The sequence below is a fragment of the Arenibacter palladensis genome (genome assembly GCF_900129275.1).
Lineage (GTDB): Bacteria > Bacteroidota > Bacteroidia > Flavobacteriales > Flavobacteriaceae > Arenibacter > Arenibacter palladensis.
This window is the reverse complement of record NZ_FQUX01000016.1, coordinates 20,555-37,463: the sequence shown is the minus strand read 5'-3', so window position 1 is coordinate 37,463 and position 16,909 is coordinate 20,555. Positions and strand designations below refer to the sequence as shown.

15 protein-coding genes are annotated in these 16,909 nt (G+C 37.2%); 1 reads left to right on the top strand and 14 read right to left on the bottom strand.

All coding sequences use genetic code 11. The annotated features are described in order from the left end of the window. A partial coding sequence (locus BUA60_RS23225; protein WP_218587961.1) for a hypothetical protein occupies positions 1-184 on the top strand: 184 nt, incomplete at its 5' end. A 267-nt stretch (positions 185-451) separates the two neighbouring features. Here BUA60_RS23225 and BUA60_RS22600 read toward each other — a convergent pair. The 14 genes from BUA60_RS22600 to BUA60_RS22535 all read right to left on the bottom strand — a co-directional run bounded on the left by BUA60_RS22600 (position 452) and on the right by BUA60_RS22535 (position 16,908). Beyond that, the gene (locus BUA60_RS22600; RefSeq protein ID WP_072865828.1) at positions 452-1,369 is read right to left on the bottom strand and encodes a hypothetical protein; all 918 of its coding nucleotides are present in this window, start codon (positions 1,367-1,369) and stop codon (positions 452-454) included. 412 nt (positions 1,370-1,781) lie between these two features. Continuing rightward, on the bottom strand, positions 1,782-2,792 hold the full coding sequence (locus BUA60_RS22595; RefSeq protein WP_072865826.1) for a glycosyltransferase family 2 protein: 1,011 nt from the start codon (positions 2,790-2,792) through the stop codon (positions 1,782-1,784). A 211-nt stretch (positions 2,793-3,003) separates the two neighbouring features. Further along, a complete protein-coding gene (locus tag BUA60_RS22590; protein ID WP_072865824.1) occupies positions 3,004-4,752 on the bottom strand; it encodes a PQQ-dependent sugar dehydrogenase in 1,749 nt (582 codons plus the stop codon). Positions 4,753-4,785: 33 nt separating this feature from the next. Further along, positions 4,786-5,691 carry a glycosyltransferase family 2 protein gene (locus BUA60_RS22585; RefSeq protein WP_072865822.1) on the bottom strand — a complete coding sequence of 302 codons (906 nt, stop codon included), beginning with the start codon at positions 5,689-5,691 and terminating at the stop codon, positions 4,786-4,788. Next, complete coding sequence (locus BUA60_RS23350; protein ID WP_072865821.1) at positions 5,691-6,227, bottom strand: DapH/DapD/GlmU-related protein; 537 nt, start codon at positions 6,225-6,227, stop codon at positions 5,691-5,693. The genes BUA60_RS22585 and BUA60_RS23350 overlap by 1 nt, the downstream gene beginning before the upstream one ends. Positions 6,228-6,289: 62 nt before the next feature. Then, entirely contained in the window at positions 6,290-7,489 is a 1,200-nt protein-coding gene (locus BUA60_RS22575) for a glycosyltransferase (protein WP_072865819.1), read from the bottom strand. Positions 7,490-7,495: 6 nt separating this feature from the next. Further along, entirely contained in the window at positions 7,496-8,638 is a 1,143-nt protein-coding gene (locus BUA60_RS22570; RefSeq protein ID WP_394333340.1) for a glycosyltransferase, read from the bottom strand. Positions 8,639-8,661: 23 nt separating this feature from the next. After that, complete coding sequence (locus BUA60_RS22565) at positions 8,662-9,651, bottom strand: glycosyltransferase family 4 protein (protein WP_072865815.1); 990 nt, start codon at positions 9,649-9,651, stop codon at positions 8,662-8,664. 168 nt (positions 9,652-9,819) lie between these two features. After that, positions 9,820-11,085: a phenylacetate--CoA ligase family protein gene (locus BUA60_RS22560; protein WP_143153267.1), complete on the bottom strand. Its 1,266-nt coding sequence runs from the start codon at positions 11,083-11,085 to the stop codon at positions 9,820-9,822. A 275-nt stretch (positions 11,086-11,360) separates the two neighbouring features. After that, positions 11,361-12,617 carry a WcaI family glycosyltransferase gene (locus BUA60_RS22555; protein ID WP_072865811.1) on the bottom strand — a complete coding sequence of 419 codons (1,257 nt, stop codon included), beginning with the start codon at positions 12,615-12,617 and terminating at the stop codon, positions 11,361-11,363. Continuing rightward, positions 12,614-13,051: a VanZ family protein gene (locus tag BUA60_RS22550; RefSeq protein WP_072865831.1), complete on the bottom strand. Its 438-nt coding sequence runs from the start codon at positions 13,049-13,051 to the stop codon at positions 12,614-12,616. Before BUA60_RS22550 ends, BUA60_RS22555 begins: the two co-directional genes overlap by 4 nt. 16 nt (positions 13,052-13,067) lie before the next feature. Further along, a complete protein-coding gene (locus tag BUA60_RS22545) occupies positions 13,068-14,237 on the bottom strand; it encodes a glycosyltransferase family 4 protein (RefSeq protein WP_072865809.1) in 1,170 nt (389 codons plus the stop codon). Positions 14,238-14,297: 60 nt separating this feature from the next. After that, complete coding sequence (locus tag BUA60_RS22540) at positions 14,298-15,659, bottom strand: hypothetical protein (protein ID WP_143153266.1); 1,362 nt, start codon at positions 15,657-15,659, stop codon at positions 14,298-14,300. 211 nt (positions 15,660-15,870) lie between these two features. After that, complete coding sequence (locus tag BUA60_RS22535; RefSeq protein WP_072865805.1) at positions 15,871-16,908, bottom strand: CgeB family protein; 1,038 nt, start codon at positions 16,906-16,908, stop codon at positions 15,871-15,873. Between the last annotated feature and the right edge of the window lies 1 nt (position 16,909).

Below are 16,909 nucleotides of genomic sequence, written 5' to 3'. Positions count from 1 at the left end.
TTTTGAAAATATGACACTGAAGGACAATTCTCTGACGGCAACAATTTATCCGTTGGACTATACCAACGGGGACAATGTAACACTAAACAATGTTAATGTAATCACTACTGCCCTAGATGGATGCTTTAAGGTAAGTGGATCAAATAACACCATTCAAAGTTCAAGTTTGGTTACTTGCAATTGATACCACTATGTAATACTATAGCCTTGCACAAATAGCTGACATAATTAAAAATTGACCATTGCCTGGTAAAGAGTCAAGACCTGCAAGCTAAATTAAGATCTAGTGCCTCCTTTAGGAAGAATTGACGTTAGATATAATTGGCCAGTGATATATACTGTGGATAAAAATTTAAGCATCATTTCAACGCACCACAGAATATCAAAAAAATACTACTTAAGACGAGGTCTATACACTTACCCTATTCCAATGACAAAACAAACTCAAGGTTTAAGGTAAATGTTCTACTATTATCCTTGCCAACTTTTTCTGTCCCTTATCGTTAATATGAATATTGTCCCTATAATCGGAATCAACAAAATTGTATTCCAATTCCTTAATGATCTTTATACCATTTAGATTTGCCCATTGTATAATCTCCTTACCTTCATTATTATATTTTTTATTTAAAAGCTCTGCCTTCTCCGCATGCAAATAAATAATCAAAGGAATATTTAAACTATCTGAAATGGTTTTAAGTCCATTAAAGCCTGGATTAAAAACTAGCCCCTTTTTATGAATAGTTTGTAAAACTTTTTGATCGGGATCTAGGTTTTCTTGTTTACTGAAGTATGACCTCAGCCTTGGCAAAATATATCTATCCAATAATTCCCACCAGGCCAATACATACTGATGTTTCGGATATGATGAGTGAAGACCCACAACTGGTTCAAAATCCATATTGTCATAGGCGTCATGACTACTGACTACTAAAAACATCCCCTTGGCGGAAAACGTCCCTTTTTCCCTTAAATATGCCGCGCAATTATCCGGTCCCCAACTACCAGCAGATATATTTAGCATTTGTATGTCCTTTAAATGGTTGGTGACCAAAGAGGTCGCTATATTCTCTTGATCTGATTGTACCCCTCCAAAAAGAACAGAATCCCCCAGCCCTAAAATTATAGTTTTGGAAGAATCTGGTTCCAGACTTCTTTGAGAAAAAGAATTGTAATGATAATGGTTCCCAAATCGCCTTCCATCTTGATTAGGTGCAGCCGCGTATTCATATGTATTGCTTGAAACATATAGCGGAGCGTTGCATAAACCCAAGAGGATTCGCAAACTAATTTCTACCATACATAATAGCAATATAAGAACCAGGATAATCTTCAAAAGCGAATTTTCACCAAAAGCCCAATTTTTCATATATTTATTTTTGGTTATTAATAAAACTTCTTGCCATTTTGGTATGGCTACAAATTGCAGTAAAATAGGAAAGCTACCGATTAACCTCAGCTGTAATGAAGTTACAATTTACAGGTGACAAAAGGCCCAGGTGAGCTGCTTCCACCAAGTAAAATTTTGTCCCAAAAAGGATATTGGTTCAACATACCTTAGCCTAAAATGGGTATTAAAATGATTTACTATATTTGAGCCTCTCCATAATTAAATTAAAAAGGCGGTTTAATATGGAGACATAAACCACATTTAAAACCAATACTATACCAATGTCTATCCTTCAATTGAAGATGGGTATGCCTTATACCAAAGCGGATTCCCCGCTAAGGACGTTAGTACATTTCCATTCGTTACAGCATAAAGATTACCATGAAAGAAATCATCCGTAATATTTCCGAAACAACATTACGAGTATCAAATCCGAAAAAATAATTGGCAAGGACAAAATAAACGGTTTAAGCATATTGTATTTAAACCCATAATTTGAATGCCTGTAGTACTTGCCCCAAGGCTCGCTTCGAATCTTCTTTAGAGTTTTTCGCCTTGCGTATGGTTCTATTTTATATTTGTTGGAGTATAGTCCAAAAACCCTAGCCATATAAAAAAGTAAATTTCTTTCGGAAAACTCATCCATTGATAACACCGGGAGTTCCAATTTCTTAAAAAGGTCACTTTCTAATTGAAATTTTAAACTTAAGAATTGGTCAACATCTTCAAATGATCGTTCTACCCCGCGGGATAAACTTGCAGATTCATTTCTTATGTAGTAATAGCCCGCGTAAGGAACAGTCTTAATAGTGGACACATAAAGAAAATACTTGAACACGAAGCACTGGTCCTCTCCCAAAGAAAAACTGGGAAAGGTAAGGTTGTTAGAAACGATAATACTTTTTCTATAAAATTTATTATAAGGTCCCCAGAGCAGCGCTCGTTCTTTATCCAATTTGGCATAAATGTCCCTGACCTCAAGTAGATCAGAAGCTGAGTTTTCTTCTGGACTTATTACATCAAAATTACCCACATCCCCTACTTGCAGCCCCAATACAATCAAGTCGAATTTATAAGAACCGGAAAAGGCCTTTTCAAAATACTCGGTATCAATATAATCATCCGCATCAATAAAGGTAATATACTCACCTTTTGCATATGTAATGCCAATATTTCGGGCGCGGGATACCCCCCCATTTTTCTCTAAATGTACCCCTTTTATCCTTTTGTCCTTTTCAGACCATTGCTCTATAATATTATCCGTGGAGTCTTTACTGCAATCGTTAACAACGATTACCTCAAAATCTGTGTAGGACTGACCTACTATACTGCCAATACATTTATCTATTACATCAACAGCATTATACGCAGGAATAATAATGGACAAGAAAGGATTAATCATAATAAAAAGATTGATTAATGTTCAACAAAATTATCGTCAATGGTAACCATTGGCATAAATACACGAGTTTTATTTTAAAAATTCTTACCCAAAGAGGTAAAACTATTTTCCCTTTTCAAAATTTTCCAGTAATGTAGATATTGACGGGCAGCTAATAGGTTATATTTAAACACAGATTAGATTAGGGAGCAACCAACTAATTTTATGACCGTTAATGCCCTGCCCTTTTTTGCAGGGATATAATATAACCTTCAATCCATTTAATTTCTTTATTCGAAAGCTTGTGTTTCCAGGCTGGCATCCTTCCATTCCCAGATCCATTTTCAATTATTAGCATCATGCTATCCCGTTCATTTATCCATTTCCGATCAACCAAACTTGGTGCTATTCCACCGCGGCCTTCTGCTCCGTGGCAAATCTGACAATTTTGCTCATAAATTACTCTCCCTCCCTCCAACGGATCCAATATTTCTTTTGATTTGTTTCCTCCTTCTTTCACAAGCCTGGTGGCTTCCTTTTCTATAGGGTGGAATAAGGTGATTGTCTTATTCCCGAATTCCGATACATAAATATTCCCTGTTTTGGTATCCTCTACGACATCCAATGGCCCGCTATCCAATTCCAACCCCATTTCCGATCCGTCATAATCTTTAACAATATCCTTTTTTTCCCCATCCGGCCTTACAAGTACCAAATCGTTGTGCCCCATCCGTGCCACAATAAGGCATCCCTTTAATCGTCCATTAAAAGTTTCACTTTTATACTCTACCACACCTGTAGGAGCAACGTGAGGTCCAAAATCATAGGTAAAGCCTTTAAAATTAACATCGGGCACTACCCCGTCGTATGCAGAATTATCCAAAGCGGCATCCCCATAATTAAGAACATATTCAGCCCTAAGTGGGTTAGGATGCCCGTAATAACCTCCCTGCTCTACCCTTGCCATAAAGTCATTTTGATCTGGCTGGGCACCAATTACAGCCGGGATATCTTTGGAGCCGGTATAGTTGATTTTTATATAAGGTGGAATATAATAGGGAGATTCAGGATCTGAGGTCGGAGTATTTTCATTTCCGCCAGAACCATTGATAGTTGTATACAACTGGCCATTACTATGCCAAACCATATCATAAGCATTTCTAAGGCCAGTGGCATAAATCTTTAAGGGTGCCATGACCTGATAGGGGTCATAGCTGCCACCACCATCCAATGTCTTAACTACAATCGGCAACTTTTTAGGCAGCTTATTTAAGTCAAGATATAGAATAGCACCCGATAGCAAGGCTTCCCTGGATGGTTCCTGGTTCTCCTCACAATCGCACAGCCCCATTCCCGTATTAGCGCCCTGTCCAAAATAGAGCTTTCCATCCGGGCCAAAGACAATGGAATTTGCATAATTCTCATGGTTTGGACCAAAAGTGGGCAGCTCTTGTAATACCAATTCATTTTTTAAAACTTGGTCGGTTGTGCTGTTTAAATGCAAGCGAGCCATACAACCCGCCCAGTTCGTTTTATCATGCTCCTCCGGAGAGTCGGGAAACTTCACCCAGCTACTGCTACCTTCCGCATAGGTGGTCCAAACTATTAAACTATCAGATTTTGATGCAGGATCAAAAGCTAACCCAATGGTAAATTTAGATACCTCTCCAAATGGTTTAAACGTATGTTCCAATAGTAAATCACCTGATGGCAGAATAAGAAATCGCATTATCTTACCATCTATAGCACTTGCATACAATTTATGATCAGGCCCTATCACCAAACTGGTATACGGCCCCTTGACCATATTGACCAATTCTATCCTTTGGAACATGACCCCTTTCAATTCACTTTTAGGAGCAGCAGCATAGGCACGAAATTTCCTTTTGACGTATCTATTTAACCTATTAGGATAAAAAGCAACAACGGCCAGCAATACAATTGGCAAAATAAATATTAGTTTTTTTATTTTTCGGTTCATTTTCAATATTAGCATCTATACCCCCTTTAATGCCTATAACTTTATTTGATAGTTTTGATATAAATATTTCCTTATTTTTTCCTTGTCATCTCCGCATACCCGTTTTACCTCGTATACCTTGGCATCAACCAAGGTACGGTACCACCACCCTTGTAGAAAATGCCATAAAAATCCTTCTTTTCCCTGAATGAAGCCAAATTTTAAAAAATAACGATACATGAAATAGAAAAACGAACGCCAGAACAATGGCATATTGGCATACTTTTTTTTCTTATTTCTTTTCGATTGGGCGTCACTAGAAAGTTCATATAGTTTTGCCTCATCGCTTTTAGGTGCCAATATATGGTATTCCAGATTCAATAAATCTATTGCTTCGCGTATGGAGTAGTTGTTGTGTTTTTGTATCCACCACCCAAGTGGATTTAAATTATGATCAACAAAATACCCATAAAATTGTGTACTTTTTCCCTGCGTCAGGACTATATGCTCATCCATCCACCGGTCTTCACAGAATCCATGTTGGTACCTAAACAAACGTAGCATATTCATTTGAACCATACCTTTGGTCATCAATGTATTTAAGAAATACATTTTACGTTCAAATACCACCCCTGATATATCGGCCGACAGATATGGCACTTTCTGTTTGATCTCTTCAATCAGCTCATCCGTTAAATACTCATCCGCATCCAATCGAAAAATCCACTCGGTTTTGATTGGTAAGTTTTTCAGCCCCCAATTAAACTGTTTGGCATGATTATTCTCCCATTTATTTTGAAACACCTTAGCTCCAAGTGATTCGGCAATTGCGATGGTACTATCTGTAGAAAATGAATCTACCAGATAAATATCCTGTGAAAATTGCTTTGCACTTTTAATACATCGTTCAATGTGCTTTTCCTCGTTGTATGTAAGGATGACTGTAGATATAGAATACATTAGCCCTTAATTTCCCTATTTTTAATAAATTTTGCTGGGTTGCCTCCAACGACCGTCCATGGGGCTACATCCTTAAAAACAACCGCCCTGGCTCCGGCAACGGCACCTTCACCTACGGTAACGCCAGGCCCCACAAAACAATCTGCGGCTATCCACGACTTATCCCCAATATGAATAGGATACATAATTAAAGGATGCTTCATATCTGTAATATCATGGGATGCCGTGTATAATTTGGTCCCCTGGGAAACCACAGAATTATCACCTATTATTATAGCCGCCTTGTTGTACAATTCTGTATTTGGCCCAACACAACTATTCTTACCAATTTCTAAATTCCAAGGAGCCCATATCTTACACGACGAATACACTAAGGTATTTAAGGGTATTTTAGCCCCAAAAGCACGCAGGATAAGATTACGCATATATCTAAAGGGAATTCCTGGAATACAGTAAAAGATAGTCCGGTTCACCACATACCAAATAATCCTTTTTAAGTACTTTGGTTTAGGCTCCTTATATTTGGATAAATCCATATTTCAATTTCTTTATTTTAAAATAAAACTGTTTTGCCCACAGATAACTGTCCGGGCAATTTTTAAATGGTAGCGCTCAATCCCTGAAACATAGTATGCCATTGATCAATAATGATATCAATTTCATAATCCATTGCCTTTTCCCTTGCCTGATTAGACATCTCATTAAGAAGTTGTCTATCCTGAATTAATTTCTCTATACAGGCAACCGTATTGGAGACTTCATAAGGCACTGGAGTAATAAAACCGGATTTGCCATTTTCAATAATATCGAAAATAGCGGAATAGCTACCATAAACAATAGGCACCACTCCAAATGACATACCTTCCAAAACTACCAACCCGAAACCTTCCAGATCTGATGTGAGTAGAAGTATCGAAGCTTTCTTATAAAACTTTATTGGAGCTTCTTTTTGAAAACCTTCAAATTTTAAATTTAATATTTCCTTCGATTCAACATATGCCTCCAAGGCTTCTTTTTCCGGTCCATCTCCTACCAGTACCATTTTCCAATTTGGGTGTTTCTTAAAAATTTTCTCCCATGCTTCCACCACCCGATGCACCCTTTTGTTTGCATAATCCATTCTACCAACATACAATATTGTGTTTTCCTTGTCATTGTCCCGAGAAGGGATGGAATATATATAACGTGGCGCAGTTTCTATTGTAATTGGATTTGAAATAGCCCTGATCTTTGATTCATTTTTTATATTGGAAAATTTCAAAAAGGAAGCGATAAAACTTTTGGACAGCACTACATATTGATCACTGTAACGATAGACATATCTTAGATTGATCGAAGTAATTTTTAAAAAAACTCGGTGGATAAATTTATAAAGGGATTTGGCCACTATAACCTTTGATGTCTCAACCTTGTTTTGAACCGTTAGCAATCGTTTATTCCTATCCGGCAAACCGTGCAGTACGGATATCAACTTACATTCAGTCCCTTTCCTTGCCAAATTGATCAATAGGGTAACATGGAAAGGTAAACACCATTGGTTTATGATGTAGTCTATTTTCTTTTCATGTACGTAGGCCTTCAAGATTTTAATATTCTGGCTGTTCAAGACCGGATACTTAAGTGATATCAACTCTATCGACTCATCCAATTCCGATACTAATGATGGTATTTCCTGTTTAAATGAAGCAATTGAAATTCCATATCCCTTTTTAACAAATTCGTTTGCAAGGACAGTTGTTATTTTCTCTGTCCCTCCAAAATTGGGATATACTCCTATAACAAATAGTATGTTGGCCATATTGTTCTATAAATTAATTCCATTTTTAAATTGAAGTGCTGCTTGCCCTATTGTAAAATAGTTCTTATAAACACCTTGAGCGGCATTGGCCATTTCAGATTGTTTATCTTCACCTAATAAGACCCACTGTTTTAAAATTTGATAGGTTTCATTTTCAGTATCATTTTTAACAAGCCCCCCGTTTTCATTTACTATTTCTCTCCAAATATTTACCTTATCACTTATAAGTACTGGTTTTGCACAAGCCAACGCCTCAACCACTGCTATACCGAAATTTTCTTGATGACTAGGCAGTACAAACGCTTCGCTTTCATAAAAAGCTCCCCACTTAGCATCACCACTTAACATACCTGGAAACATTATATTTTGGGAAGCAGAAGCCAATGCTTGCATTTCCTTACCATAATCATTTTCCAGTCCTGGTCCTGCAATTATTAATTGCGGTAAACTCCCCAATTCCTTCTCTACTTTTATATAGGCCTTAATTAATAAATCCACTCCTTTTTTTTGGTGTATTCTACTTAAAAAGATGAAATATGGCTTTCCATTCCACTGGGGAACGGTTTGAGCAAAAGCTTTACGCATAGCAACTTTGTAGACTGGAGGGGGCTGTATACCATAGCCCACATTAATTTCCCTCTTGGGTTTATAATTCCCGAAGGTGGTTCTAGCCAGAAGCAATTCTTCCTCACACGTAAATAGAACTCCATCAACCTGGTTAACCAACCTTTTTTCAATCAATTTCCAGTAAAGTTCGTTCCGTAAAGCTTTAAATCTGCGTTCTTTGGCTTTTTGGAAATAGGGATCTAGCATTCCATGTGGCATTGCATAGACTTTTGGTGATGTGGAATTGGTTTTCCTAAACGCTAGAATAGCTTTGATAGCGGCATGGCCATGGTATAGCCATAAACCATGTACAATTATAGCATCAAAACGATTGAAATTAGACATTAGCCATGGTATCAAATTTCTATTATATCCCCATGGTGTTATACTTTCTCCTATGGCATTTATGACAAATGGATCTTGTCCTAAATAATCCTCAGTGGGGTTATCCAAACAAACAACCTCATTTTCTATTCCCAACCTCTCAAGTTCTGGAACAGAATTTCTAATCCCTTGGCAAGGGCCACCTTGTTTTGGATTCATACTGGGTATAATGCGAAGAATTTTCATGCTCGGGCTATGTTTTGATATAATTCTTTGTACTGGTGAGAAATATTTTTAACTGAAAATCTTTTTGCATTTTCCAACCCTTTTTCGATTAAACTAGTTCTGTAGGATTCATCACTAATGACGTTAAGATAGGCTTGTCTAATGGAATGGATGTTATCAGGTTTTACAAACGCAGCAGCACCACAGGACACCTCGATCAAAGGTTCAATCTTAGAGGTCACCACCACTCTTCCCGTTTGTTGCCCCTCTATTATGGGCATCCCAAAACCCTCATATAATGATGGAAAATTCACAATATCACAGTTTACATATTCATTTCTAATATCTTCATCAGTAAGATCAAATTGATTGGAGTACTCTATGTTATTATTTTCTAGCAACTCTATTTGCGAATCATATAGTTTTCCGATGATTCGCAAATGGCATGTTATGCCATTTAATGCTTCTATCGTCCTGTTTAAATTTTTATTCCATCCAGTTCCTATATGCAATATGACCGGTTTATCTTGATTGAATATCCTCACTTGATGGTTAAATATAGGATCCACAGCGTTATATATTACCAATAATTTGTTCGTATAAATTTTACTTAAAATGTTCCGTTTGGTTTGGTTGGAAATACAAACTACCTTATCTGCAATTTTTAAGGGTAAATACAACCAAAATAACCATTTATAAAATCGCTTAATTGGATTTTTTACATTGTCCAAAAAAACTAAATCGTGTATCGTCAATATGGTTTTCGTTCCTGTTAATGCTAAGATAACATCATGAATATGTCCTGTTATGTGATTTATTGCTTGCTTATCTCTTTTTGTATGCACAAAAATATTGTTCCATAAAATATGAATGGGCTTAGAGCCTTCACATGGAACTTCGTGGATGGAGATTTCAAATGATCCATCCAATTCCTCAATCAATGTTCTAAAAACACGATGTATTGAATGCCCTATCCCAGGATGCCGGAAGAAATAATTGATTTTCATTTTGAAGCAGTTGTTTTTAGGGTGGTTTTTGATAGTACGTCAATTTCCAAGGATATCGAAAAGTGTCGTAATTACATTACATATATCATAATTGCTAATAGGCAAATAGACAACAAATTGTATTTACTGCACCTTCTAATGCCCAAGTTCCAGGAATGTAACGTGTATTCATGGCAATTCTAAATTACTTATAATCAAAGGGGATTTTAAGCCTACTTGTTGTATTTTTTGAATTTCCCTACAGTCCACCGCAATTTCGCAACGTGCACGGAGCATTAGTAATTTTGTCATTTCATCGGCTTCCTTCGAGCCTTGGTTTAATTTTCTAGGGACATATTCGATACAGACAGAGAAATTAGCTTCCTGCCGCAATTGAATTTCTTTAAAGGCTTTCATATAACCTTCAAACATGGCCATAATATGCTCACCTCTAATGCGAAGCCCGGAGGGGGTTCGAATATTCATGGATTGGCGCCCCCTAACATTATCCATTAAAGGCAGTGAACTACCACAACTACACATATGGTCCTTGTATTTTCCTTCATCACCAATTTCATATCGTATTAAAGGAAAGGCATAATTGGTCAAATCTGTCAACAATATTTTACCAGTAGTATTGGGTTGGACTGGCTGATTATTGTCGTCCACAAATTCGATATGCACGGTGTCCTGCATCATATGCAACCCATTCTGTACCGGGCATTCTGCCGCAATCAATAATATTTCAGTATTACCATATTGATCACAAACCGGTGCGCCAAAAGCCTTTTTCATTATTTCCCGCTGTTCTTCAAATAGTGGCGCTGAGGTAACCCAGACCATTTTTGGAGGATGAATTTTTATATCATTATCCAGCAAATACATGGCAAACTCAAATACAACATCCACATAGCCCTGAACGAGAGCTGGTTTAATATGATTGAAATCGTGGACAAATTTATTTAGTTGTTTGGCACTTGGATTTGCCATAGCCAAAAAAACACGCTTGGTGGGCCACCACAAAGCCTTGTTTTTCAGGCTATTAATAAAAGGTTTTTTATATCTATAAATAAAGGCTTGGTTTTCACAAGGCTCTATACCCCACCAATTCAGTATGCGCCATCGGATTGGGGTTTCAGGATGTCTTTTGTCGTGTAATAAGAATACCGGAGCACTTGTAGTTCCCGATGTTCTCGCTTTACGGTAATTGGAAAAAGCTACATTATCTGCCTTTATACTTCTAAAATTCGAACGGAGTTCGTCCCTGGTCAGAGGAGGTAAAGCTAAAAAATCCTCATGCGTTTGCATTCCGTCCTCAACCAAAGGCAATCCAGCATATTTCTCCCTGTAGAATGTGGAATGTTTAACTGCATGTTGTATTATAGCTTGCCGTTTTACAAAATTTAGGGTAGATAAACTTTTGACCCCTAAACTGGCCTCTGACTTTCTATGCAAGTTGTTCAGTTTTGGACTTAAAATTTTCGTTTTAAGCTCAAATATTATTTTAGAAAAGTGATTACCCATATGTAATTAGTCTTATAAAAACCCAAAAGTGGGGGATTAATTAGTTATAACTTGAAAAGATTATCACAAAAGTTTGCGATTCAGTATTGGGATTATTTTTATAAGAAACCTGAACACTTCTATAAATTAGAATAATAAAAATCCGCAGTTTAATATCAGTTAAATATTGTGATGTTAATAGCCAAAATGCTCAGTGATTACCAAATCTATCGATGCAATTCACAGTTAAACGCCTCCATAATTTTGTTGATGGCCAAATATTGTTCAGCATATACCCTGGCCGCTTTTTTAACACTCTTGTTGTCCTTATTGAGATACGCCTCTAAAATAGCCACAATTAAAACCTGTTGATTTTCGGCGGCTACCAATAAACCCATTTCGTATTTACTAACTACTTTGTGTAGTGTGGATTCAGGATTGGCCGTTATAAGGGCTAAGCCGCCAACGGCCATGATTGTGGTAAGCTTAGATGGCATAACTAGATCACTTGCCTTTTCTTTTTGGATCACCAAATGCAAGTCTGCCATGTTTAGAAAAGCATTAAAGTCCTTTTTGGGCTGTAGTGGAAAGAACTGCACATTCTCTAAATGCATTCCCAAAGTCATCTCCCTAAGGTTCATTTTATAAGGTCCCGTTCCACATATTACAAATTGTATTTGAGGATAGGACTCCAATGCTTTTGCAGCATGTAATATAGCTTCCAAACCCTGTTTTTCACCAATGGCCCCAGAATATAGCACTACCCAGTCCGTAGACTTAAAACCAAACTTCCCCTTCAATGATATGCTATCCGGGATAGGAAAAAAACTGGTAGTATCTGTCCAATTTGGAAAAAACAAAATAGGTTTATTCGCTTTACGCCCTATCCGATCCATCATCCCGTCCGAAATACTGCTTACGATGTCTGTATGTTTAAAAATGAATCGCTCAGTACCATATAGCATCTGTAATAATTTTTTAGACTTTATGAGGCCCAAATCCTGGGCTGCCTCTATCTGTAAATCCTGAATGTGATGTAAGTGTTTAGCCCCTCTTAGTTTTTTGTACAAAACCCCCAACAAACCAAATTGAAAAGATGGCGCTACAGAAATCACCCAATCATATTTTTTTTGAAATAATTGGGCCAAGATGGCAACAAACGCCGTGCCTGAGAAAGAAGTATCCAAAATCATCCGTCTTATACCAGTAGGTTCTTTAGGTACATACATTGGACATCTCAATACCTGGAGTTGCCCCCCCGAATCAAATCTTGTCACCTCCTTTTTATACCAAAATCGATTCTTTCTATATGGTTTCTGCACTTTCCAATAGGGATAATACGGATATGCCGTAACAACTGTACAATGATGCCCTTTCTCCGCTAACCAATGCATCATTTCACCAGAATATTTACCGATTCCGGTTAATTCTGGAGAAAAATTATATCCAATAAATAAAATGCGCTTAGCTTTTGTTTCTTTCAAAATCTATTTTTTATCGTTCTTATAAATAAACTTATCAAGAATGTGGTACCTAGACCCACACTTGATCCGACCACACCCCAAATTACATCTTTCATATCCGGGCTTCTTGAAGGTAAAAAATACTGACCCATTTCAGCTACAGAAACGATAATCCCAAGAACTATCCAAACAAAAAACCAAGATCCCAAACTGATTCTTTTTTTGTAACTAAGATAAGCTCCTAGCAAAATACCCAGACCTATAAACGGTACCGCAGTTCTCCTTCGACTATTTCGCTCTTTATCTGTCCAATCCGCAAGCCAATCTGGCACGAAAGAGAGCTCCCCTACGTTCGGATTGGATTTCCAGCTTAAATAAAATATTATGAAAACCCCAAGAACAAATAACAAGAGCCCCAATAGCTTTACTTTATTTATAAATAATTCTTTAATCATTCCTATATATTCCTGATTAATGGACTTCATTGGCCACAATTTTCTTATAAATTCGTTCTACTTCATCAGAAATTCTATCCTCTCCAAACCGCTGTGCATTAGCCAATCCCTTTAATACCATATTGGCTCTTTCCTCCTCTGTGAGTTGCAATACCTTTTCCAATACCTTTGCAGATTCTTTGGCCCATGCGCCAACTCCCTCTTTATTTTGGCAGCTCCTTATATAAACTGCCGCAGTTCCCCCAACCTCATTCATTGGGGCCTCATCGGTAGTCATAACAGGACAGCCTACTGCCATGGCCTCCGCTATTGGGAAACCAAATCCTTCGGTCAAGGATGGAAAAACGAATACACTGGCTCCCTGATAGGCTTTTAAAAGCAGCATATCATCTACTTTTACTAAGAAATATATATCTTTTTGAAAGGGTGATGCCTCAAAGTGTTCAATTAAATTGGCATCTGGTGCTGATCCCACCATCAAAAGAGGCAACTTACTTTTCGTCATGTTCCTCCAAGAGTTATAGAGTTCAACAACTCCTACCCTGTTCTTATAGAAAGTATTCCCCCCAACATGAAGTATATAACCGTTCTTCACATCAAGTTCTAAATACTTACCAATAGCATTCCGGGCTACATCCGATGACCCTGGAATAAACAAGGGATCTATGGCATTATAAACTTGAGCATGCAAAGCAGGCTTTTTATTAAGAAATTGTATTAATTCTTCCTGTGTATTCTTGGAAATGGATATAAAACAATTAGACTTAGAGAAGCCTTTTAGAATTAATTTTTGATAAATCTTACCAGTCCAACTTGTAGGGTTTTCATTTATTCTGTCTAGAGCAGATTTTAGAGCTATAAAATCATGACAATGTACAACATGCCTTTTATTCTTCAACAAAGGCATCCAAATACCCAAGGCCTGATCAATTAATACATAGAGGGTTGACGATGGAAGGTCTTTGCTTTTAATTTTGAACCATAAAGGAAAAATGACAAATTGATCTATATAACGCAACCACTTTTTGAGACCATCAGGAAGATTATGATTGGACAAATAAAGCTTTGGACCCCAAATTTCAACATCATGCCCTCTTTTGAGCATTCCTTGGTTTAAAAAATTTGCATATCGCAACATACTGTATCCTAGCGAATTTTCATGATGGATCAATAAAATAATTTTCACAATGAAACCAATTAATTAGTACAATCTTTTAAGCAAAATTCTATAAGTGTCAAAATCAGACTAGAAATATTTAACCTTGCAGCTTATATCCAAGTTTTTCACATACTTTACATTGATGAGCTTCAATGTGGATCTGACGAGGTAAAAAATTATTAAATAAGTAATTACTCCCTGTATAAAGCCTCGTAAAATATATGCAAAGTCGTTAAAAATCCCTTGGGCGTTCCGGAACATACCTAAAAACGAAAAAACATTCATTAAAGCAAATGGCGCATATAGATAACCCTTGACCGAACTGAAAACAAAACAATTCAGCAGTTTAAAAACAATAAATAAAGCCACAAATTGAATGGGGAAATACCAAAGCCCAAAGGTGGCCAAGCCATCTGCTAGGTGACTGGTTACCCGGTAACCCCCAAAGCCGGATCCATATAACAAATCCCCTCTAGAGAACTCCAGCTTACTTTTGTCCACATAAATCCCCAATACACTTAGTAAAGGCGTTGGGAACAATGCCAACACATTTTGTTTAAAGACTTCCTGCATTTGCCTATTGGCGTATCCTTTTTTCTCAGCGTAATACAGGGTTTGATCTGTAATCCTCATATTGGCATATCTAGCCAACATAAAGTTATCTACATATTGTTCCGTCCATCCTTGGTGGTAAGAAATAAATTGATTTCCCTCTGCCTTGTCCTTGTCAGCTTTTAACCGCCCCATCAGCGCCTCATCTTGCATGGTTTCCATTGTTCTTTGAAACAACTCAAGTTTATTCACATCCGATCTAATTTTCCGTGTGTGCAGCATAGCAACGGAAACATTGGAAAGAAGGTTTAAAACAAATACAAGAAACAGGCCTAATAACACAATTTTGGGACCGGATATGTAGTCCGTTATCTTTAAATTGTTAATGACCAAATACAACAAAAACAAGATTGCCAGAATAGCAATAGGTGTAATAATACTTTGCCTACTATTAGAGGCAATATTTATCATAAAAATACAGATTGCATATATCCAAACACTTTTTTTATTGGCATAATTTAAGTTTAACAAAGTTGGAAAGAATAAGCACAGAGGGGCGTACATTAAATAATCCAGACCCGATAAAAACTTCCCGCCTACATCCCCATATTCCACGTCACCCGCGCTAAAATTATAGAGCCTGATCAAAAATCCAATGAGACCAATGCCCCATACAATAGCAGGGGTAATTTCATAAAACCGCAGTTGGTAGAGGCTTTTTTGAATAATATTATTTCTATCCGTTCGCCTAGGAGTTGCGCAAGCAAAATAAAAAGCCAAGGATGATACCAAAAACAAGACTATCTCATAAATAAAGGTTTGGTAGGGGCGTTCAAATCCAAAAGTAATGGGCTTCCCTTCCAAAATGGTTGCTATCAATGGCAAATACCTATACATAAAAATCGACAAATACATACAGAAAGAGAACGGAAATAAACGAATGTATTTATCCTGAAAGAAAAAAGAAAACACACAATAACTAATAATGGCCATTGCGCAACCAAAGAAGTTTGGCATTGTTGGAAAAAATAACAATTCACAAACAACCGCCAACACTAGCATAATTGCCAATCCTTTTTTGGTTTGTCGAATTATATGTATTGGCTCTTTACCCATTCTTTAATACTATATCCAACATTTTTTTTATGGTTTTCTCATTGGAATAACCCGAACTTTCACACCTTTTTAAACCAGCTGTCGCAATTTGTGTACGTTCTTGCTCATTGTTCAAATAATATCTGCACTGCTCCAAGAGCTCTTCATTTGATGAAAAATAGGCCGCTTCCTTACCTTCTTCAAACAAATCCAAATGTTCCTGTGTGCGCTCTGCCAACATAAATCCTCCGCAGGCGGGAATTTCCATAGTTCGGGTAGTCTGTTGATCAAAATTCATCTTTCTCAAGAAACATAAGGAAATTTTAAAGGCTCCCAATGCCTTTGAATAATCCTCTGAGAAAACAGCAGGCAAAATGGTAAGATTAGGGTATAGGTCATTGAACTCTTTCCACTTTCCGTTTCCAAAAACTTTAACCTTAATTCCATTTTTTGCCAAGAACAGAATACTGTCGCTACGTTCCTTCTCCCAAGCCCCTACAAAACCTACATCCCCCCCTAACCGTTCAATATCTGCAGATGACAATTTCCTGGGATAATGAAAACTATCCTCGTACATATTGTGGATAAACTGTATGTTCTTTGCCCCCAATTCCTTCATAGCGTTTATGATATAAGACTTGTTGGTAAAAACATAATCGTAATACGGAACGCTCTCCAAATAATTCTGACTTTGATTGTGTCTCAGGGCCATATTGTCAGGAGAGTAACTAACAATAGTGGTACTCGGCGATTTTTGTTTGATATATTTTAAAGTTGATTTATTAATGGTTACCCCTTTATCTATCCAGACCAAGTCCCAGTTGTTTTTGGATATATGCTCCTTAATTTTTTGGTTGGCTTTGGTTTGGTCCTGCAACCTTATTGGAATTCCTAGCTGAAATAAATGGTAAGCCAACCGATTTCTTATTGACATAGCCTTAGGGGCGGCCTCCACCTTATCCACAAAATCGGCACTTTTTTTCAAGGCCAAATGCCTGTGCCATGAAGTACTGCTTACTTGACCGAACCATCCAACTGATAGTATTTTCATT